Source organism: Emticicia agri (assembly GCF_004168285.1).
GTDB classification, from domain to species: domain Bacteria; phylum Bacteroidota; class Bacteroidia; order Cytophagales; family Spirosomataceae; genus Emticicia; species Emticicia agri.
The window spans coordinates 26,149-48,281 of sequence record NZ_SEWF01000001.1 but is presented as its reverse complement, the minus strand read 5'-3'; the positions used below and the strand labels follow the sequence as shown (position 1 = coordinate 48,281).

At 38.9% G+C, this 22,133-nt stretch carries 12 protein-coding genes; 8 read left to right on the top strand and 4 right to left on the bottom strand.

The window, feature by feature from the left end; translation table 11 throughout:
- Positions 1-62 precede the first annotated feature (62 nt).
- The 6 genes from EWM59_RS00190 to EWM59_RS00165 all read left to right on the top strand — a co-directional run bounded on the left by EWM59_RS00190 (position 63) and on the right by EWM59_RS00165 (position 15,753).
- Entirely contained in the window at positions 63-2,453 is a 2,391-nt protein-coding gene (locus tag EWM59_RS00190) for an ABC transporter permease (RefSeq protein ID WP_130018898.1), read from the top strand.
- Positions 2,454-2,667: 214 nt separating this feature from the next.
- Positions 2,668-5,115, top strand: a complete 2,448-nt coding sequence (locus tag EWM59_RS00185; protein ID WP_130018897.1) for an ABC transporter permease — start codon at positions 2,668-2,670, stop codon at positions 5,113-5,115.
- A 111-nt stretch (positions 5,116-5,226) separates the two neighbouring features.
- Complete coding sequence (locus EWM59_RS00180; RefSeq protein WP_130018896.1) at positions 5,227-7,665, top strand: ABC transporter permease; 2,439 nt, start codon at positions 5,227-5,229, stop codon at positions 7,663-7,665.
- A gap of 365 nt (positions 7,666-8,030) precedes the next feature.
- Entirely contained in the window at positions 8,031-10,466 is a 2,436-nt protein-coding gene (locus EWM59_RS00175; RefSeq protein WP_130018895.1) for an ABC transporter permease, read from the top strand.
- A 141-nt stretch (positions 10,467-10,607) separates the two neighbouring features.
- The gene (locus EWM59_RS00170) at positions 10,608-13,001 is read left to right on the top strand and encodes an ABC transporter permease (RefSeq protein ID WP_130018894.1); all 2,394 of its coding nucleotides are present in this window, start codon (positions 10,608-10,610) and stop codon (positions 12,999-13,001) included.
- 319 nt (positions 13,002-13,320) lie between these two features.
- Positions 13,321-15,753 (top strand): ABC transporter permease, encoded by a 2,433-nt coding sequence (locus EWM59_RS00165; RefSeq protein ID WP_130018893.1) that lies wholly within the window; start codon positions 13,321-13,323, stop codon positions 15,751-15,753.
- 98 nt (positions 15,754-15,851) lie between these two features.
- On the opposite strand, the gene EWM59_RS00160 is transcribed toward EWM59_RS00165, so the two are convergent.
- From EWM59_RS00160 to EWM59_RS00150, 3 genes are read right to left on the bottom strand one after another with little or no spacing between them, the layout of a single operon-like run.
- Positions 15,852-16,220 (bottom strand): DUF1801 domain-containing protein, encoded by a 369-nt coding sequence (locus EWM59_RS00160; RefSeq protein WP_130018892.1) that lies wholly within the window; start codon positions 16,218-16,220, stop codon positions 15,852-15,854.
- A 1-nt stretch (position 16,221) separates the two neighbouring features.
- Positions 16,222-16,680, bottom strand: coding sequence for a GyrI-like domain-containing protein (locus tag EWM59_RS00155; protein ID WP_130018891.1), 459 nt, complete (start codon positions 16,678-16,680; stop codon positions 16,222-16,224).
- Positions 16,681-16,719: 39 nt separating this feature from the next.
- On the bottom strand, positions 16,720-17,448 hold the full coding sequence (locus tag EWM59_RS00150; RefSeq protein ID WP_130018890.1) for a helix-turn-helix transcriptional regulator: 729 nt from the start codon (positions 17,446-17,448) through the stop codon (positions 16,720-16,722).
- 270 nt (positions 17,449-17,718) lie between these two features.
- Between EWM59_RS00150 and EWM59_RS00145 the strand changes: the two genes are divergently transcribed.
- Complete coding sequence (locus tag EWM59_RS00145) at positions 17,719-21,159, top strand: ThuA domain-containing protein (RefSeq protein ID WP_130018889.1); 3,441 nt, start codon at positions 17,719-17,721, stop codon at positions 21,157-21,159.
- A 98-nt stretch (positions 21,160-21,257) separates the two neighbouring features.
- A complete protein-coding gene (locus EWM59_RS00140; protein WP_130018888.1) occupies positions 21,258-21,548 on the top strand; it encodes a Dabb family protein in 291 nt (96 codons plus the stop codon).
- A 69-nt stretch (positions 21,549-21,617) separates the two neighbouring features.
- Here EWM59_RS00140 and EWM59_RS00135 read toward each other — a convergent pair whose 3' ends face one another.
- Positions 21,618-21,923 carry an isoamylase early set domain-containing protein gene (locus tag EWM59_RS00135; RefSeq protein WP_130018887.1) on the bottom strand — a complete coding sequence of 102 codons (306 nt, stop codon included), beginning with the start codon at positions 21,921-21,923 and terminating at the stop codon, positions 21,618-21,620.
- Positions 21,924-22,133 lie beyond the last annotated feature (210 nt).

Sequence of the window (22,133 nt, the reverse complement as noted above, 5' to 3'; positions counted from 1 at the left end):
GACTGAATGGAAAATTTGCTTAAGATTTTTCCTTTTCACTCTTTTTCATTAACTAAAAAATTATGATTCGCAATTACTTGAAAATCGCCTGGAGAAACCTTGCCAAGAGCAAAGTTTACTCGTTTATTAATGTCTTTGGCCTTGCCGTAGGTATGGCAGTTGCCATGATGATTGGTCTCTGGATAAACGACGAGTTGTCGGCCAATAAGCACCATGCTAATTATGCTACCCTTTATCAGGTTAAAATGCACCAGACTTTTGATGGACGCAGAGGTACGCAAGAGGCTTTACCTTATCCGATGGGAGAAGAGTTAAAATCTAAATACCCCGATTTCAAGGCAGTAGCTATGTGCGACTGGGGTAGTACACGCTCGTTGGTAGTTGGTAATCAAAAATTTTTGAAGTATGGGCACTTTATTGGCCAGGATGCCATTGATATGTTCTCATTAAAGATTAAAAATGGCGATAAAGACCCATTGAAAGAACCTTATTCTATTGTATTGACTGAGGAAACGGCCGAAGCACTTTTTGGTAAACAAGACCCTGTTGGCAAGGTGGTGAGAGTAGATAATACAATGAATCTGAAAGTAACAGCTGTAGTAGAAAAACAACCTAAAAATGCCACGCTTCAGTATGATTACCTATTACCCTGGCATTTACAGGAAAAAATTTATGATTGGATTGCTAAATTTCATAAAACGAACTGGGGTAACAATTCGCACCAAACTTACGTACAGTTGAAAGATGGTGTGACTCCTGAAAAAACGAATGCTAAAATCAAGAATGTGGTATTAGACCATTTTAAAGATAATGAGCTAATGCAAAAAAGCATTAAACCGGAGGTTTTCATTCACTCAATGTCGGAATGGCGTTTATATTCAGATTTTACTGATGGAAAACCATCAGGTGGATTCATCAAATATGTAAGACTCTTTGGTATTTTCGGTATTTTCGTTTTGGTTATTGCCTGTATCAATTTCATGAATCTGAGTACAGCTCGTTCAGAAAAGCGTGCCAAAGAAGTAGGTGTTCGTAAAGCTGTTGGTTCGGCCCGTACACAATTAGTCGGCCAGTTTTTGAGCGAATCTATTCTGATTGCGTTTCTGGCTTTGGTAGTAGCCTTTCTATTAGTAGCTCTTTCGTTGCCTTATTTTAATAAACTGACCGAAAAACTGATGACCATTCAGTTTGACAATCCTGTTTTTTGGGCAATTATTTTAGGTTTTACCCTATTTACAGGCTTATTAGCCGGAAGTTATCCTGCGCTTTATCTATCCTCTTTTAACCCTGTCAAAATCCTCAAGGGCGGTGTTCATGTGGGTAAGAATGCCTCATTACCTCGCAAAATTCTGGTAGTAATACAGTTTACCTTCTCAATTGTATTGATGATTGGTACCGTAATTATCTATCAACAAATACAGCATGCCAAGAACCGTCCGATAGGATTTAATAGTAAAGGGCTTATTTCAGTAGAATGGTCTAAAGACCTGGGTGATAATTTTCAGTCAGTTCAAAACGAATTGGCTGCATCTGGCGTGGTATCTTCTATTTGTAAAACTAATTCTCCTCCAACCGACATCTATAGTAATAATAGCGGTTGGGAGTGGAAAGGCTCAACTCCCGAAGACAAATCAGCTATTTTTAATACCATCGCTACCAATTTTGATTATGTAAAGACAATAGGGGTTAAATTAAAAGAAGGTCGGGATTTTTCTAAAGAATTTTCGACTGATTCTACAGGAGTAATTCTAAATGAGGCGGCCGTTAAACGCATGGGATTGAAACATCCGGTAGGAGAAATGGTGAAATGGAATGGTCAAGACCGCCGGATAGTAGGGGTGGTATCCGATGTCATGATGGAGTCTCCTTACCGCGACATCAGGCCTTTGACTATTGTTTTTGAGAAAGATTGGGTAAATTTTATTAATATAAGAATCAACCCGAATGTTTCAAGCGCCGACGCCATCAAACGCATTCAGCCTGTTTTTGATAAATACAATCCGGGCTTCCCGTTTGCCTATAAGTTCGCCGATAGCGAATACTTAAGAAAATTCAATTACGAAGAACTGATTGGCAATTTAGCCGCTATCATTTCAGTATTAGCCATCTTTATCTCCTGCTTAGGATTGTTTGGCTTGGCTTCATTTATGGCTGAACAACGCAAAAAAGAAATTGGTGTAAGAAAAGTATTAGGCGCCAGTGTAGCCAATCTATGGGGCTTACTTTCAAAAGACTTTGTGAAGCTGATAGTAATCTCTTGTGCCATTGCCTCACCTATAGCCTGGTATGGAATGAAAGAATGGTTGAAGGACTATACCTATAAAATCGAAATTGGTGTTGGTGTATTCTTATTAGTGCTTGTAGTGGCATTAATTGTTACTTTGCTTACAGTAAGCTATCAGGCAATTAAGGCAGCGTTAGCAAATCCTGTAAAATCATTAAAAACGGAATAACCCCCGACCGCGCGGCGGACCGTCCCTAAAGGGGAGTTGCTTACGCATGAGTAATTGCTTTATACGCAGTAAAAAAAATCATCTTTTAAACGCCCCCCTTTAGAGGTTAGGGACTGCAAATAAATAGTATCTAATTTTAGAAAGTTCTCTGTTAAGGGCTTGGGTATAATTTTTCAAATCTTTTAAAAGTCCCCCTTTAGGGGTTAGGGGTATTATGCTACGTAACTATCTAAAAATCGCTTTAAGAAACCTTTTTAAAAGAAAAGGATTTACTTTGCTGAATATCTTCGGCTTGGCTATTGGGATGACTTGCTGTTTGCTGATTCTGCAATATGTAAATTATGAACGTGGTTTCGACCAGTTTCATGACGATGCCGACCGCATTGCCCGCTTACGTATAGACAATTACAGCGAGGGGAAACTGCTCTGGAAATCGGCTACGGTTTTTCCGGCATTTGCCCCGACGATGAAAAAAGAGTTTCCGGAGATTGAAGAAGCAGGTCGCCTGATTGATGCCAATTTATTGTTGACCAATGAAGCACGGAATGTCAAATTCAATGAGCAGAAAGGGTACTTTGCCGACCCTTCTATGTTGAAAATATTTACCATACCCATGCTAAAGGGTAATCCGGCTACAGCTCTTAATGCCCCTGAAAAGATTATTCTGTCAGAAAGCTACGCTAAAAAATATTTTGCAGATGAAAACCCCATTGGTAAAGTATTAAAAGTGAGTGGCATGGGTAACCCACGTGCTTTTGAGGTTACGGGTGTGTTTAAAGACTATCCTGCCAATTCTCACCTGATAATCGAGTATCTGGTATCTTACAGTACATTGGGAAAGTTTCTTAAAGAGACAGGAGATACTGAAAATTCTACGGAAACTGCCTGGGGCTGGTACGATTTCTATACCTATTTTAAACTACGCCCCGACGCTACCATAGCACAGGTACAAGCAAAAATGCAGGATTTGTGCGATAGATACATTAACTCCAAAAGAGACCCCAAGAGCAATCGCCGGACAGAGGCCTATCTGATGCCTATGACAGATATTCACCTGTATGCTAACTTTAATCAGGAGGCTGAGGTGAATGGGAATGGGCAGGCTGTATCATGGTTATTTCTGATTGCCTTCTTTATACTGGCTATTGCCTGGACTAACTACATTAATCTGGCAACTGCCCGTTCGTTAGAGCGTGCCAAAGAAGTTGGTGTGCGTAAGGTAATGGGCGCATTAAGAGAGCAGTTAGTAGGGCAATTCATGATGGAAAGTCTGATTCTTAATCTTTCTGCATTGGTACTTGCTTTTACGGTTTCTTATTTTGCCATGCCTTATTTCAGTAATTTTCTGGGGCAGCAAATCAGTTTCAGCTTTAGTAATAATGTAGGTTTCTGGCTCATGATGTTATTGGTATTTGTAGCAGGTACTTTCCTTTCGGGTATGTATCCGGCATTTGTGATGTCAGGCATAAAACCGATTATTGTTCTAAAAGGCATCATGCCAAAACTCACAGGGGGTGTTTCTATGCGTCGGATACTCATTGTTTCTCAGTTTTCGGCTTCTATAGCCTTAATTATCGGCACCATTGTGGTATATCAGCAGATAAAGTACATGCGTAATCAGAAACTGGGACTTGATATTGCTCAGACACTTGTACTTGAAGGAGCCAGTTCTGTACGGGATTCTTTATTTCAGGCTTCATTCAAGCCTTTCAAGAATGATGTGCTTAAACTAAAAGGTGCTGAAAATATTACCTTGTCTTCTACGGTTCCGGGTGATGAAGTTTACTGGACTAATGGGGCAAGATGGATGCGTAAACCGAAAGAATTTAATACAACCATGTATATCATGTCGATGGACTATGACTTTGTTCCGGCCTACGATATGAAAATGGTAGCAGGCAGGGCTTTCTCTGAAAAATTCGGTGAAGACCAGCATCGGAAAAACATACTATTAAATGAGTCTGCTGTAAAAGCATTAGGGATAGAAAATGCACAGAAGGCTATCAGTGAAAAAGTAGTAGTAGGGGGTGACACCGTAACGGTGATTGGTGTAATGGCAGATTTTCATCAGGAAAGTTTGAAAAGAGCAGTTAATCCGATGGTTGCGAGAATAAATCTGCAGAATGGCGGCTTTCATTCAATCAAACTCAGAACAGATGATGTAAGCGGTACTTTAGCAGAAGTGCAGGGACTATGGAATCGTTATTTCCCAAACGACCCATTTAATTATTTCTTCCTTGACAAGCATTTCGACCGACAATATAAATCAGATATTCTATTCGGAAAAGTATTCGGCTTTTTTGCCATGTTAGCCATTTTTGTGGCCTGTTTGGGCTTATTAGGCCTATCTTCTTATAATGTCTTGCAACGTACCAAAGAGATTGGGGTACGTAAAGTATTAGGTGCAAGTGTTTCAAGCATTGTGGTATTACTCTCTAAAGATTTTCTGAAATTAGTCATCATCGCCTCACTAATTGCTTTCCCGCTTGCATGGGCAGTCATGAACCAATGGCTACAGGACTTTGCCAGCCGTATCAATATACAATGGTGGGTATTCCTGATAGCAGGTATTTCGGCACTGATTATTGCCCTCATTACCATCAGCTTCCAGTCAATCAAAGCAGCCTTGATGAATCCGGTAAAATCTTTGAAGACCGAGTAAAAGTACCCCCGACCCCTAAAGGGGAGTTGCTTACGCACGAGTTTACAATAGGGAGAAAAGGAAACATATTTTCTAACTTTAAAAAGTCCCCCTTTAGGGGCTAGGGGTATTATGATACGCAATTACTTAAAAATCGCCTGGCGGAATTTGTTGAAAAACAAAACATTTTCGCTCATTAACATTTCAGGGTTAGCCATTGGCTTTAGCAGTTTTATACTGATAGGACTATATGTGATTGACGAACTCAGCTATGACAGATTCCACGAAAAAGCTGACCGGATTTATCGCCTGCAAGCCGATATCCGATTTGGAGGTACTGATTTACGACTGGCTGTGAGTGCCGACCCGGCAGGAGCAGTTTTAAAAAAAGATTATCCCGAAGTAGAACAATTTGTAAGATTCTATGCCAGTGAGGGTTCTAAATTTGTTAAAAAAGGCAACGAATATATTTCAGAAAATAATGTCGTGTATGCCGACTCTACTCTTTTTGATGTGTTTACTCTACCTGTAATAGCAGGTAATCCCAAAACAGCTTTAGACCAACCTAATACGGTTGTGATTAGCGAGAGCACTGCAAAAAAGTATTTTGGCACAACAGATGTACTGGGCAAGAGTATTGAAGTAGGGATTCAGGAAAAAACACAGTATAACATTACGGCAGTAATAAAAGATATTCCGAAGAATTCACATTTCCATTTTGATATGCTATTTTCGATGGACAATGTGGATTATGGATTCGGGAATTTCCTGAGCCATAATTTTCATACCTATATAGTGCTGAGAAAGGGGACTGATGCCAAGGCTTTTGAGAAAAAACTGGAGCAGGTAATTGTTAAATACGTAGTTCCGCAGGCCAGTGAATTTATGCAGGTAAAAAGCATAGAAGAATTCAGAAAATCGGGTAATAAACTGGAATATAGCCTGATACCGCTGACAGATATTCATCTGAAATCGGATAGATTTCCTGAATTAGACGTGAACGGAAATATCCAGTACGTGTATATCTTCTCGGCAGTAGCCTTGTTTGTATTACTGTTAGCGTGTATCAACTTCATGAATCTGAGTACGGCTCGTTCGGCTAATCGGGCTAAAGAAGTAGGTATCCGCAAGGTTTTAGGTACCGGAAAGGGTACTTTGATAAGTCAGTTTATGGCCGAATCAACCTTAATGAGCTATCTGGCCTTTTTAGTAGCTTTATTGTTAACCTGGGCTATCTTGCCTTATTTTAATGACCTGGCAGCCAAATCATTCAATTTTGGTTCTTTATTCGCTTTAAAAACCTTGCCTTTCTTAGTACTACTACCTGTTGCGGTAGGTATTCTGGCAGGATATTATCCGGCATTTTTCCTTTCATCATTCAGACCAATTGTTGTATTGAAAGGTAAAGTAAATGCCGGATTCCAGAAAAGTAATTTCCGTAATGCCCTGGTAACTTTTCAGTTTTTTACTTCCATCTTCCTCGTTATAAGCACCATCATTGTTTATCGTCAGTTAGACTATATCCAGACCAAAAATGTGGGTTTTAATAAAGACCAGATTTTAGTGGTTAATGGCACAGATGCCTTAGGGCAGAAATCAGAATCATTCAGAAACGAAGTAATGAAACTGACAGGTGTACAAAATGGCACAAATGCAGGCTATTTGCCTGTGTCTAATTCTTCCCGCAACGATAACAGTTTTTCTAAAGAGGCGGTAATGGATATGAAAAATGGCTTTAATATGCAGGTCTGGAGGGTAGATTATGACTATATTCCTACGTTGGGTATGAAGGTTGTTAAAGGTAGAAATTTTTCCAGAAGTTTTGGCTCCGATTCAAGTGGTATTCTCATCAATGAAGCGGCGGCGAAGATTTTAGGTTATGAAAACCCGATAGGGAAAAAATTATATACTTCAGACGGGCCTCCTAATTCAGGTCAGACTAAATACTATGAGATAGTTGGGGTGGTTGAAAACTTCCATTTTTCTTCTATGCACGAAACCATAGGACCCTTAAGTATGCGCTTAGGCAGAAGCGACTGGACGATGGCGTTTAAAGTACGTACTGATGATTTGAAAGGTCTGGTAAATGAAATAGAGAAGAAATACAGAGCAATGGCACCTGAGATGCCTTTCAGCTATAATTTTTTAGATGAAAGTTTTGACCAGATGTATCGTGCCGAACAAAGAGTGGGTAAAATAGCTATTACGTTTGCTATTCTTACTGTATTGATTGCCTGTCTGGGCTTGTTTGGTCTGGTAACCTATATTTCAGAGCAACGTACCAAAGAAGTGGGTATCCGTAAGGTATTAGGGGCATCGGTGCTGAGTATTACTACGCTTTTAACCAAAGACTTTATTAAATTGGTAGCCATAGCCTTAATTATAGCCAGTCCGGTGGCGTATTGGCTGATGAATAAATGGCTCACAGATTTTACTTATCGCATTGATATTGAATGGTGGGTATTTGCGCTGGCAGGTGTTATTGCTATTCTGATTGCTATCCTGACAGTAAGCTATCAGGCGATTAAATCGGCTTTGATGAATCCGGTGAAATCGTTGAAGACGGAGTAAAAGCGCCCCGCGCAGCGTCCGCCCGACCCCTAAAGGGCAGGCTTGATTGGTTCTAATTTTAATCGAAAAACCGCAAAATGTAAAATGTAAAATGCGACAGCCGTTGCTGTAAAAGTAAACCGTAAAAATTGGAACGGTGCGCCGCTGCGATATTATTTGGCAAAAAGTAACTTTTACATTTTTCTGTTTTACATTTTTCTGTTCACTTTTTTTAGAACCAATCAAGCCTGCCTAAAGGGGAGTTGCTTACGCACGAAAATTTGTAAAGTCAAATTTTCGTGCGAAATAGCTTAAAGGGCGGATAAGAATTATGAAAAAACTATTCTCTAACTTTAAAAAAGTCCCCCTTTAGGGGTTAGGGGTTTATGCTTAAAAACTACTTTAAAATCGCCTGGAGAAATCTGATGAGACATAAGGTGTTCTCTTTTATTAACATCTTTGGTTTAACAGTTGGGTTAACCAGCTTTTTGCTGATTGCCTTATATATTTTTGATGAACTGACTTTTGACAGTTTTCATTCGCAAGCTGCAAATATCTACAGAGTAGTAAATAAAAAGGTGTCTGCCGAAGGCAAAGAGGCTAAAGTAGCAAGCGTTGCTTATCAGATTTCAGAAACCGGAAAAACTACTTTTCCTGAAATTAAGAAAATAGCAAGATATACAGGTGCTGGCAGAACCAATGTAGGTACTCTTGAAAATACCAATGTTTTTTACGAAGACCTGTCGTTTGCGAGTAATGAATTTTTAGAAATATTTGATTTTGACCTGATAGCCGGAGACAGAAAAACAGCCTTAACTGCGCCATATTCAGTAGTTCTGACAGAAGAATCGGCTATGAAGTATTTCAATACGGCCAATGTTATCGGAAAAGCCATCAAGGTTGACAGAGATTCGATTCCTTATACCATTACTGCCATTCTGAAAGATATTCCTGTCAATTCACATATCTCATTCAATCTCCTTTTTTCAGAGTCAAGTATCAATGGGCAGCGTTTCCGTGATTTTGTCAGAACAGACTGGAGTTCTGATAGCTTCGTTACCTATTTTCTGCTTGATGAAAAAGCTGAAACCAACAATCTGGAGGCAAAACTCAACCAGTTAATAAAATCTAAACGCTCACCGGAAGAAAAAGACAAGTATACCTATTCGCTTCAGCCGATAAAAGACATTCATTTTTACTCAAACGATTTTGAGGGAGCATCAGGAGGCAACCTTACCTATATTTATGTATTTGCTATACTCGCAGTTTTTGTATTAGTTATTGCCTGTATCAATTATATGAATCTGACTACTGCCAGATTTGCCAATCGTGCCAGAGAAATAGGCGTACGCAAAACAGCAGGTGCAACCCGTGAAAACCTGATTAAACAGTTTATTGCTGAGGCATTTCTGGTTACTCTTATGGCGTTATTGATAGCCCTATTGTTTGTGCAGGCACTATTGCCTTATTTCAATAATTTTACGCATAAAGAACTAACGCTGAATTTTAATACTGATTATCGTATCTGGATAGGTGTTGTAATCGTAGTAATAGTAGCCAGTCTCATGTCTGGCATATATCCGGCTTTGTTTCAGTCTCGTATCAGGCCTATTTTATTACTGAAAAATAAAATCAATGTAGGCAAAAGTAACCTCTCAATTCGTCGTATATTGGTTGTATTCCAGTTTTCATTGTCTATTTTTATGATAATAGCTACCACTATTGTCTATCTGCAAATGAAGTATGTAGATACCAAAGATATGGGTTTTAAGAAAGACCAACTGGTGATAGTAGATATTAATAGCGGAAAAGTAAGACGTGGTGCCGAAACCATCAAGAGAGAGTTTGCCAAGTTATCGCAGGTAAAAGAGGTTTCGGTTAGTTCACGTGTGCCAGGTGAGTGGAAAAACTTAGTAAAAGTGCGGGTGAAAAACGAAACTATCACTTCATTAGAGGGAAGAGATATGTATTTTTTGGGGATTGATGACCAGTTTCTGAAAACCTACGATATAGAGTTGCTAAAAGGAAGAAATTTTGCAAATGCCGGTAATGGAGACTCTACGGCTGTTATCATTAACGAGACTGCCGCCAAACAATTAGGCATTACACAGGTATCAGACCAGGTGATTGAAATCCCAAGCATTGATTTTGGGGGTAGTGTTGAGAGGTTAGATAAATCATTTAATGTAAGAGTAGTAGGCATTGTCAAGGATTTCAACTTTCAGTCTCTACACCAGTCGGTTTCGCCTATGGTGTTGGGTTTCCGTAATAATCCGTTTCAGAATATCGACTATTTCAGTAGTAGAGTTAATTCGGATAATATTGCTGAAACGCTTAAGCAAATGAATAATATTCTGCATAGCATAGATGCCGACCATTTGTTTGAGTACCATTTTTTAGACAAACAATGGGAGCTATTTTATCAGCAAGACCAGATACAACAAACCATCTTTCTGATTGTAGCTATCTTGACTATTCTGATTGCGTGTTTAGGTTTATTTGGGCTGGCTACCTATGCGGCCGAACAACGTATCAAAGAAGTGGGCATCCGTAAGGTATTAGGCGCAAGTATCAGCAGCATTATTATCATTCTGACTAAAGATTTTGTAAAATTAGTATTGATAGCAGCAGTAGTAGCCTTTCCGCTTGCCTGGTGGGCTATGCACAACTGGTTGCAGAATTTTGCCTATCATATTGAGCTTAAATGGTGGGTATTTGCCCTGGCAGGCATTACAGCCTTAACAATTGCTTTATTGACCATCAGCTATCAAACCATCAGGGCCGCCCTGATGAATCCGGTGAAATCGTTGAAAAGTGAATAAAAGCGCCCCCGGCCGCGCGGCGGACCGTCCCTAAAGGGGAGTTGCTTACGCAAGAATTTACAATTGGGGGAAAAGGATACATATTTTCTAACTTTAAAAAAGTCCCTCTTTAGGGGCGACCGTCGCACGGTTAGGAGTTCTATGCTTAAAAACTACATCAAAATCGCCTTCAGAAACTTACTGAAAAACAAGATTTTCAGTATTATCAACATTGCAGGACTGGCTATTGGTATGGCCGTTTGTATGTTGATTCTGCTCTATGTGTCGCATGAGTTAAGCTATGACAAATTCCATCAGAAAGGGGAAAATATTTTTCATACGCTGATAAAAATGAAGTTTGGTTCTAATGAAGTACAGTTTAATCTGGTATCAAAAAACTTTGGGAATGCCGTGAAGCGGGCTAACCCGGAAGTAGTAGATTATGCACGCATCAGCCAGTCTTTTCAGAATGACCTCGTGATTAAATCTGACGAAAATCATCAGTTTTTTGAGCGTAAATTCTATTTCTCTGAGCCTTCGTTATTTAATCTTTTTTCCATAGAGCTTCTGCAAGGTAATAAGGGAACGGTTTTGTCTGAACCTAATACAGTAGTGCTTAACGAAGAAATGGCCCGTAAGTATTTTGGTAATGCAGACCCGGTAGGTAAAACCATTACTTATAATAAAAAAGATGTGCTTAGGGTTACGGGGGTTTTCAAAAAACTACCTACCAATTCTACCCTTGATTTCGATTTTATTGGTTCCTTATCAACCTTTGATGCCCTGATGAAACGTGACAGAGGGCAAATGTATGAGACAGATGATTTAGTAGGAACAGGAAGCTATGAAACCTACTTCTTACTCAACAAACCTGAGTCGGTTACCCGAGTTGAAAAAGTTATCCCAAAGGTACTTACCAAAGATGAGAATAATGGCCTTACATCCCATTCAACATATCTGTTGTTACCTTTTCTGGAAACCCATTTAGGCAATAACTGGGGTGATTTTTCGAATACTAAATATGTTTCTATTTTCTTGATTGTTGCCGGAATTGTACTGCTTCTGGCGCTTATCAATTATATGAGCCTGACAACGGCACGCGCTACAGTCAGAGTAAAAGAAGTGGGCGTTCGTAAAGTGCTGGGAGCTAACCGTAAGCATCTGGCTACACAGTTTTATGGAGAGTCTATCATAGTGAGCCTGATTTCTTTTATACTGGCTTTGCTCTTGTTTCAGACTTTAAAACAGCCTTTCTACAATCTGCTTAACCTGAATATTGACGACTCCTTTATTACAAGTCCGTTGTTTTTAAGTATTCTTTTAGGTTTACTGATTTTTACAGCTTTAGTGGCAGGTAGTTATCCGGCTTTACTTTTATCAAAATTTTCACCTATACAGGTACTGAAAGGTAAGTTTGCTTCAGGTAATCATGGTGTTAGTCTTCGTCGGGTTTTTATTGTATTTCAGTTTATGGCATCGGTTGTCATGATTATTTGTAGTATGGTGGTGCAGAAGCAATTAAATTACCTGCAAACCAAAAAAATAGGGATGAATAAAGAGCAGGTATTAGTATTGCCGCTCTCAAGTGAAGCCCGCAAACACACCGTAGCACTAAGGCAGGATTTAAAACGTGAAGCAGGTATTCAACAGGTAGGTGCTTCGTCATTATCTATGTTTACAGGAGGTTGGAATATGTATTTTACTAAAACCCCGACTACTAATGAAGATGTAAGCATCAATAATATGGAAGTAGATGAAGGTTTTCTGAAAATTCTGCAATTAGACTGGAAAGTGAAGCCTGCCAATATCGAACAGTTAGCTTTGGGCAACGATAAAATTGTGATAAACGAAACGGCTGTTGAAAAACTGAAAATAACTGAAAAACCTATTGGTCAGAACCTGAATTTGGCAGGAACAAGAAAAGAAATAGTGGGGGTACTCAAAGACTTTAATTTTACTTCTCTTCAGCAGAAAATAGATGGTATGCTATTAATGGTAGTAAAAGATACCACCCAACTACGTACCCTTTATCTGAGGATAGACCCTAAAGCAGACCTGCAACAAAAACTGGCATCTATCGGAAAAGTTTATGAAAAATATGAAGCAGATGTGCCTTTTGATTATTATTTCTTAGACGATGCCTTTAACAAACAGTATCGCTCTGAACAACGCATGGGAAGCCTTTTTGCAGGTTTTACAGGTGTGGCTATTCTGATTGCCTGTATGGGATTGTTTGGCCTGATTACCTTTACCGCCGAGCAAAAAGTGAAAGAAATTGGTATCAGAAAAGTATTGGGTGCAAGCATAAGCAATATTGTAGGGCTATTGTCCAAAGACTTTATCCGTTTGGTTTTAATTGCCAATGGTATTGCCTTCCCGATTGCCTATTATTTTATGAACAACTGGCTGCAAGGCTTTGCCTATAAAACAGATATTGGCGCAAGTATATTTGTAGTGGCAGGTGTGCTGGCCATAAGTATTGCATTGCTGACAGTATTGTATCAGGCCATAAGAGCAGCATTAATGAATCCGGTGCAATCTTTAAAGTCAGAGTAGGTAGAGAAAGGGGAAAGGAACAGGGAAAAGTATACTTTTCCCTGTTCCTTTCTCTTTTTACCTTATAATCTTCGTTTTTGTATTAGCCTTTTTCTCTTCTCTATACCCTTGTACGCTGCCGTACACAAATTGTCCACTTGTGGACGGATTATAACTTTGTGTGTTGAAGTAATATATTGATAGTCAACCGTTTATTGGTTTAGGTATGTTTTTTGAGGGAGTATATTTATGAAACAATTACGGATTGAATCACACCAACTTTTATTCTAAGATTTTAACCATTTTTTATTATTAAATACCCCTTCAGGGGTTAGGGGCTATGATACGTAACTACTTAAAAATTGCCTGGCGTAGTTTGTTAAAAAACAAACTGCAAACCCTCATTAACATCACAGGTCTTTCAATAGGGATGGCTTCCTGTATCCTGATTCTGATGTTTGTATTTGATGAATTGAGTTATGATAAATTCTGGAAGAATGGCGATAGAGTCTACCGAATGTCTCTGGAAAGAATTTATCCCGGAAGGTCAACCAAGTATGCCATTATTCCACCTTCGTATGCCCAATCGGTAAAAAAAGAGTTGCCTGAGGTAGAAGAAACTGTCAGAATCTTTAATAATGGTGGTGGAACGCTTATCAGACATAATAATCAGATATTGGAAGAAAATAATGTGCTGTTTGCCGACTCCAATTTCTTTAAGGTATTTCAATTACCAATGATTTATGGCAATCCGGAGAAAGCATTATTAGCCCCAAATACTGTTGTATTAACAGAAAGCACAGCCAAACGTTATTTTGGAACAACCAATGCGATGGGTAAATACCTTGAATTTGTTCAAGGACCTAAAGTGCAGGTAACAGGTATTTGTGCTGATATGCCCAAAAATGCCCATTTTCAGTTCGATTTTTTAAACTCAGTCAAAGGTATTCGTTTTGCTGAGGCAACCAACCATATCAATTTTGCCGCCACCACTTATCTATTATTAAAACCTCATACCTCACCGGAGCAGGTACAGGCAAAATTTCCGGCTATTGTTGAAAAATATGCCGCTGGCGAAGTTCAACGAACTTTCGGTGTATCATTTAATGATTACCTGAAAGCAGGAAATGGTTATTTTTATTTCCTGCAACCCTTACAAAGTATTCATTTGGAGTCTCATTTAGAAGCCGAGTTAGGAGCTAACGGGAGCAGGAATTTGGTATACATTTTTATGGTGATTGCTGTTTTTGTGTTGTTGATTGCCTGCATCAATTTTATGAATTTAGCTACGGCTCGTTCAACCGAAAGAGCCAAAGAAGTAGGTATCCGCAAAACATTAGGCTCAACCAAGTCACAGTTATCTATTCAGTTTCTGACAGAATCTATCCTGTTAAGTGTAACAAGTTTATTTGTTGCTGTCCTGATAGTGGTTTTGGTACTGCCATCCTTTAATAATCTGGCCAATAAAACCCTGGTATTAGACAATTTTTTTACCTGGAAAACCATCCCATTACTATTGATTTTATCAATAACAGTAGGCTTAATGGCTGGTATGTATCCGGCAGGTGTTTTATCTTCGTTCCAACCCATACAGGTATTAAAGGGCAAGTTTACTTCCAAAAAGCAAGGTCATGCTTTGCGCAACGGATTGGTGGTTTTTCAGTTCTCTATTTCCATTATTCTCATTATCAGTACGCTGGTAGTGTATCGGCAATTGAATTATATTCAGAACAAAGAATTAGGCTACTCAAAAGATTTTGTGATTCATTTAAGAGGAGCAGGTTTTTTGGGCAACCGTACACAGGTGTTTAAAGACGAAGTACAGAAAATTACAGGTGTTGAAAAAGTAGGCGGAACAAGTGCCGAACCGGGTCAGGAAAATTTCTTTGGTATTAGTTTCCGTAAGGGAGGAGAGAAAGAGACCGTAACAGGTAAGGGTATGGTTGCTGATGAAGGTTATCTGCAAACCCTGAATATGGAAACAGCAGAGGGAAGATTTTTTAATAGAGAATTTAATGATTCATTGTCAATCATTCTGAATCAGGAGGCTGTTAAGGCTTTAAGGCTAAAGAACCCTATCGGACAGAAAATATTCAGCCCGGATAATTTTGTTCAAGGCGATGGGCCGGAAGTAACTTATACCATAGTAGGTGTGGTAAAAGATTTTCATTTTTCTTCGTTGCATCAGAAAATTACGCCTTTGTTTATTGTGAATGACCGCTTTTTTGCCCGCACAAGCAATTTGATAGGTGTGAGAATTAATACACCTGACTTTCAGTCGGTGGTAGGGCAATTGCAACAGACTTGGAAGAAGTTCTTACCTGAGCAACCCTTTAATTATGCGTTCTTAGATGCCGATTTGGCTGAATTATACAGAAATGAAAAGGTTTCTCAACAGGTATTCTGGATATTCTCATTTTTAGGGATTCTGATTGCCTGTATGGGTTTATTAGGGTTGGTAAGCTATATTGTTCAGCAACGTACCAAAGAAATCGGTATCCGCAAGGTTTTAGGGGCTACTGTTCCCGGCATTATCCTTTTGCTTTCAAAAGACCTTTTAAAACTGGTTCTGATTGCCTTGCTGGTGGCATCGCCTGTGGCGTATTATTTCATGCACAGTTGGTTGCAGGATTTTGCCTATAAGACTGAAATAGCCTGGTGGATATTCGCTTTAGCCGGAATCATGGCCGTTCTTATTGCCTTTGTTACCATCAGTTTCCAATCCATCAAAGCAGCCCTGATGAATCCGGTAAAATCTTTGAAAACGGAGTAAATGGAGAAAGGAAAACGAAACAAGTAGAAAGTAAAAAAATAGATTAACTCCACATCATGGCATTTTCAGTATGAAAAGTCTGGTGTGGAGTTTTAAATTTAAAGACTCTGCCTCAATTGTAACATCATTGTCAGAAGCCTGTCAATTCTTTCAACAGCAATATCCTCATGCGGGTCAATGAGTAGAATTTTCATTCTGGCTCTGTCTTCTTTAATTAAATCCGGTTCATCTATCCTGTTGCCGTCAATAATGCCCATATAAGGCAGAGGAACACCATTGCTTTTATATTTTTTATGTATCCATAAATAACACAACATTTTGCCTTTGTAGCAATACACAGGCATTTTGTATTTCCATGTTTCTGTTATATCAGGGTCGTGTTTCAGGATAGATGACCTCAGAAAAAGCAGACAACTTCTGGTAGGTTCGTTCTGTTGTTCAAAATAATTATCTATGGGGTACAACATATTATTGAATAGCAATGAGTATGGCTATTTCAGCCTTTTCGGGGTTCTGGGCTTTTGCGCCATATACCTCTATATCGGCTGTATAGGCTCGGTTTATATCACTGTTCCATATTTTTATCCACTCCTGTATCACAATTCCCTCATTTATATTGCCTTGGGCAGTAAAAGTGGTATAAATGCCACCATTGATTAATCTGCCTGTCAATCCATCAGGAATATTATCAAGGCTTTCTACTTTGCAGCCTAAAAGCGTGGTATAAGGCTTAGTATGGTCTTTTTCGTAATCTGTGTAGATACAATAAAGCATGTCATCTACTTTATCAGGGATTTTAGCCAATGTGTTCTCTGTAAAGAATCGGGCCCATAAAGCAGGTATATCCTGCATAGCTTGTTGGTTTTCGTTGGTTGTTCGGATACTCAGGCCTATAAAGGCAAAAGAAGGAATGGTTGTTAGCTGCATGTTATTGCTTTTTTAATGATAAGCAAAAGTATCTGCCCTTCAGGACAGCGGTATGTCAGGGGTATTGAAATATATTTTTCTTACTGATTCAAAGTAATCCTGCAAACTGATGTTCTGTGGTTGGAATCTCTCGGTTAAGGTTTCTAATGCCTGTATGCGGTCTAACCTGAATGAGCGGTTTTCTTTCCTTAACCGACAGTAAGCAATCAGCACCCAGTTTTCCTGTGTATTGTACAAAGCAAAAGGCTCTACTACTCTTTCGGTTGAGGTATTTTCTTGCGAGACGTAAGCAATACGGATAGGCGTAAAGTTGGTAAGTGCCAATTGAATAAGTGATAAATAATGACTTGGCGAACCCTGACCTGAATTATTTCTATACACAATTCTCTCGGCGAGTATACGGGCTTTTTCTTTGGTATTGGTGCGTAATACAGCCTTTACTTTAATAAGTGCATCCTGATAATTTTTGATAAAAGAAGTATCACTGTTTTTCAGAACCAATTGTTCGGCTGTAATCAAGGCATTGGCTTCTGATTCTGTAAACATGACAGGAGCTAAAACAAAGCCTTCTACTAACGAATACCCCTTGCCCTCTTCTGTGCAAATGGGTATGCCCGATAACTCCAAAGCTCTGATGTCACGGTAAATAGTTCTGACACTTACATTAAATTTTTTAGCTAATTCAGTAGAAGTAACCAGCCGTTTTGTTTGCAAAAAAGTAATAAGGGCCGTAAGTCTTGAGAGCCTTGGGGTTTCGTTATCAATCATAAGTCTGAATGCTTATTGCTACATCAAAAGTAGTTAAAAGTGTATCAACCCATATGGCTTTTACCAGATTTCATTATAAGTTTAAATACAAATTTCAGTCTTTGCAAGTTATTATCTATTTAGAAGAAAATATGGTTAAATTATGGGAGGGTCTATTATTTATAAGGTACTTATGGTTTTTCATCGCAGAATTATTCTGAATTATCTTAAAACAGGATAGTTTTAACAGGAAATAATTATATTTGAATTCTATCTATTTGACCTACTACAATGAAACAACCTGCGAAAAGATTTTTTTTCAGTTTATGGGCTATTTGTGCCCTGTTTACCGCGCTCATTCCTCATGGCGTATCGGCTCAACAAAAAAGAGTTTTAGTATTTTCTAAAACAAAAGGCTGGCGGCACTCAAGCATTCCTTTTGGCAAAGAAGCCATTAAAAAGCTTGGACAAGAGAATAATTTTGGTGTTGATATTTCAGAAAATTCTGATGATTTCACTGATGAAAATCTCAAGAAATATAATGCCGTTATTTTCAACTCCACTACGGGCAATATTCTTAATAACGACCAACAGGCAGCCTTTGAAAGATATATTCAGGCCGGAGGTGGTTTTGTGGGTATTCACTCGGCTGCTGATACAGAATATGAATGGCCCTGGTACGGACAGTTGGTAGGGGCTTATTTTGAGAGCCATCCTAATAATTCAAATGTCAGAAAAGCAACCGTACTCGTAACGGATAAGTCGCATATTTCAACCAGTCATTTGCCTGATTCCTGGGAACGGACTGATGAATGGTATAACTATAAATCTATTTATAGAAATATAAAACCTTTAGCTTATCTCGATGAAAGCACCTATGACGGTGGTACAAATGGCGGCAATCATCCGATTGCCTGGTATCATGAATTTGATGGAGGCAGGTCTTTCTTTACCGGAGGTGGACATGCCGATGAAAGTTTCTCAGAGCCTTTGTTTCTGAAACACTTGTTAGGAGGTATAAATTATGCGATAGGAGAGGCCAAACCTTTAGATTATTCAAAAGCCTATTCGAAAACCGTGCCCGAAGAAAACAGATTTGAAAAAACAGTGCTGGTGAATGATTTGAATAACCCTATGGAACTGGCAGTATCTAATAGTGGAAAAGTGTATATGACCGAATTAGCAGGGAATCTCTCTGTTTTTGACACTAAAACCAATCAGTTCAAACTCATTCATCGTTTTCCGGTGGTAATGAAAGGCGGAACAGGAGTAATTGGTATTACGCTTGACCCTGATTTTGATACCAACCGATGGATGTACCTCTACTATTCGCCACCGATTGAAGGAGAACCTATTTATTTTAATTTGTCAAGATTTACGCTTTCGGCTAAAGATGAAATTGATCTGGCTTCTGAAAAAATATTGCTGAAAGTGCCTGTGCAAATCAATAGTGGTTCGCATCACGGCGGGTCATTAGCTTTTGATAAAGACCGCAACCTGATTTTATCGACCGGAGATGGTACTACTCCTTTCCCATCTAATGGCTATGCACCTATTGATGAACGTAAAGACCCACAATATTATCCGATGGATGCGCAACGTTCGGCGGCGAATACCAACGATTTCAAAGGTAAAATTCTACGTATTCATCCACAGCCTGACGGAACTTATACGATTCCGAAAGGAAATATGTTTGAGATAGGGCAAGAGAATACCAGGCCGGAAATCTACGCTATGGGTTGCCGTAACCCATACAGAATTGCTATTAATCCAAAAACGGGAACCATCTATTGGGGCGAAATTGGCCCTGATGCAGGCGAAGATAGCCCAAGAGGTCCGAGAGGATACGATGAATTTAATCAGGCAAAGAAACCGGGTAATTATGGTTGGCCTTATTTTGTGGGCAACAACTACGCCTATGCCGAATGGGACTTTGAAACCGGAAAACCCGGCCAGAATTACGATCCTAAAAAACCTGTGAATAATTCGCCGAATAATACGGGTCTGAAAGAATTACCTCCGGCTACGCCGCCAATGTTATGGTATCCGTATGCGTTATCGCCTGATTTTCCTGAATTGGGTACAGGTGGCCGCAGTGCAATGGCAGGTGAATTTTATACATATAATGAAGCCTCAACTGCCAAAAACAAAATACCTAAGTATTATGATGGGGCTTTATTTATCTTCGACTGGATGAGAAACTGGATGCTGGCAACCAGGTTTGATACAAATGAGGATTATGTAAAAACAGAGCCTTTTATGCCAACCAAAGGTGATTTCAGACGCCCGATAGATTTGGCTTTCAGCAAAGAGGGTATTATGTATGTATTAGAATACGGTTCGGTTTATGGGGCAGATAATACAGATGCCCGTTTGGTAAAAATAGAATATAACTATGACAACAGAGCACCGCAAGCCATAGCGAGCATTGTTGACACTGTGATGGCGGCTAAGAAACAAAAAGAGTCGTTTATTACCTCTGAAATAAGAGACGTGCCGCAATATAAAGAATGGGCTGGTAAAGCACCTTTGAAACTGCGTTTGTCGGGTAGGGGAGTAGATTTAGACTTTGATGATAAACTAAGTTATGAATGGTATATCAACGGTACTAAATTACCTGCTGATAAACCTATGTACACGCATACCTTTACCAAAAACGGTAATTATAAAGTAATATTTTTAGTAAAAGATGCCGCCGGAAAAACAGGTACAGATACCTTGAACGTGAGGGTAGGCAATGCTGTTCCGGTAGTGGCTATTAATGCCAAAAAGAATAAATCTTTTTATTGGGATAATGCACCTTTCGAATATACTGTGTCAGTAAACGATGCAGAAGATAAGGTAATTAATGCCAAAAAACGTAAGGTAGAATATAACTATTACCCGAACCCTTATCAGCCTGTTTCAGGTGCTAAATCAGGTTCTAAAATAGAGTTGGGGTCTTTAGGTAAAACATTAGTTGATGCAAGCGATTGTAAGGCCTGCCATACAGTTGATAAGAAATCTGTCGGCCCGTCGTTCCTCGATATTTCAAAAAAATATGGTAGTGGTGATAATAAAACTATCAAAACTCTGTCGAAAAAGATTATTGAAGGAGGGGGTGGTAGCTGGGGTACTGTGCATGTGATGAGTGCACATCCACAAATATCGCCTCAGGATGCCGACGAAATGGTAAAGTATATTTTAGCTATCAACGACCCTAACAAAAACTTTAAATCTATCGGAGCAAATGGTATTCTGCCTCTGAAAGAACATCTTGAAAACAAAACTACTGGTTATTATACCATTAAGGCAGCTTATGTGGATAATGGTGCAACAGGTGCCAAACCTGAAAAAGCAGAAGATATTACACGTTTACGCTACCATCAATTAAGAGCAATGGATGCTGACAGACACCCGGGTTTTGTGTTTGACTGGGGCGAACTTCGTCAGGGTCCTTCTAAAGCATATCTGGTATTTAAGAATATAGATTTAACTAATATTAAAACCATTAGTTTTGAGTATGCTTCGATGGATAAATCGGGCGTGATAGAAGTGAGAGAAAATTCTGTTGCAGGGCCTGTGATTGCCAGAGCCACCTTTAGCCCGACTGAGGGCTGGGGTAAAATGAAATGGGTAGAAAGCAAATTAGAAAAACCTGTAGAAGGTTTCAGAGATTTATATATTATGGGAGTTAAGCATGATAAACCAAGTGATAACTTAATTAAGTTTAAAACATTGAAATTTGACTAATCAATAGTAGTCAGAAGTGAATGATTGACTTTTATTATTAATATTCAATGTTTTAATCACTAAATCACTCAATCATTCATTCACTCATTTAAGAAGAAATGATAAGACATTCAGTTGTATTTAAGTTAAAGTACCCGGTTGGGTCGGCTGAAGAGCAGATATTCTTTACTGCCGTAAATAAATTAGCATCTATAGAAGGAGTAGAGAATTTTGTATGTTATAAACAAACAAGCGCTCATAGTTCGTTTGATTATGGCTTGTTTATGGATTTTGCCAATAGAGACCTCTACGAGAAATATAATACTCACCCCGACCACGTCGCATTTGTAGAGCAATACTGGTTAGCCAATGTAGAAGGCTTTCTGGAATTAGACTACGAACTACGCTGATAGTGTATGAAAAAGCCCGGACAATAAAGTTCCGGGCTTTCTAATTTCTTTTTGCGAGCTATGCGCTGATTACAATACAACTACCGAGTTGTCTGTAGTGAATCCGTTAGCCACATATTTGTCAGCAGCTTCATCATTAATCCAGTTAGTACCATCCAATAAATAACGGAATTGGAATTCTGAACCGATTGGAAGTTCTACTGAAGCTTTATATTGACCATCTTTTTGTTTCTTCAACAAAGTAGCTGTTGAGTTCCAATCGTTGAACTCACCTACAAGGGCTACTTTCTTAGCTTCATTAACAACTTCTGAAGGTAGCGTGAACGTAACTTTACAAACTGATTTGGTTTTAGAAAATTGTTTTACAAGTGCCATTTTGTGCATTAGTTTGATTTTCGCAACAAAATTATATTATAAAAATCATAATTGTATGACTATCAGTTGTTTATATTGTAAAATTCTTTAAAAAGTTATATTATATTCTTGAATGATAATATTTTACTCCTGAATGTGCGATACTTTTACTCTTAAATTATACTGACTGACATAAACCTTATAAAACAGAAAATAGCTGCTTTGCTTTTA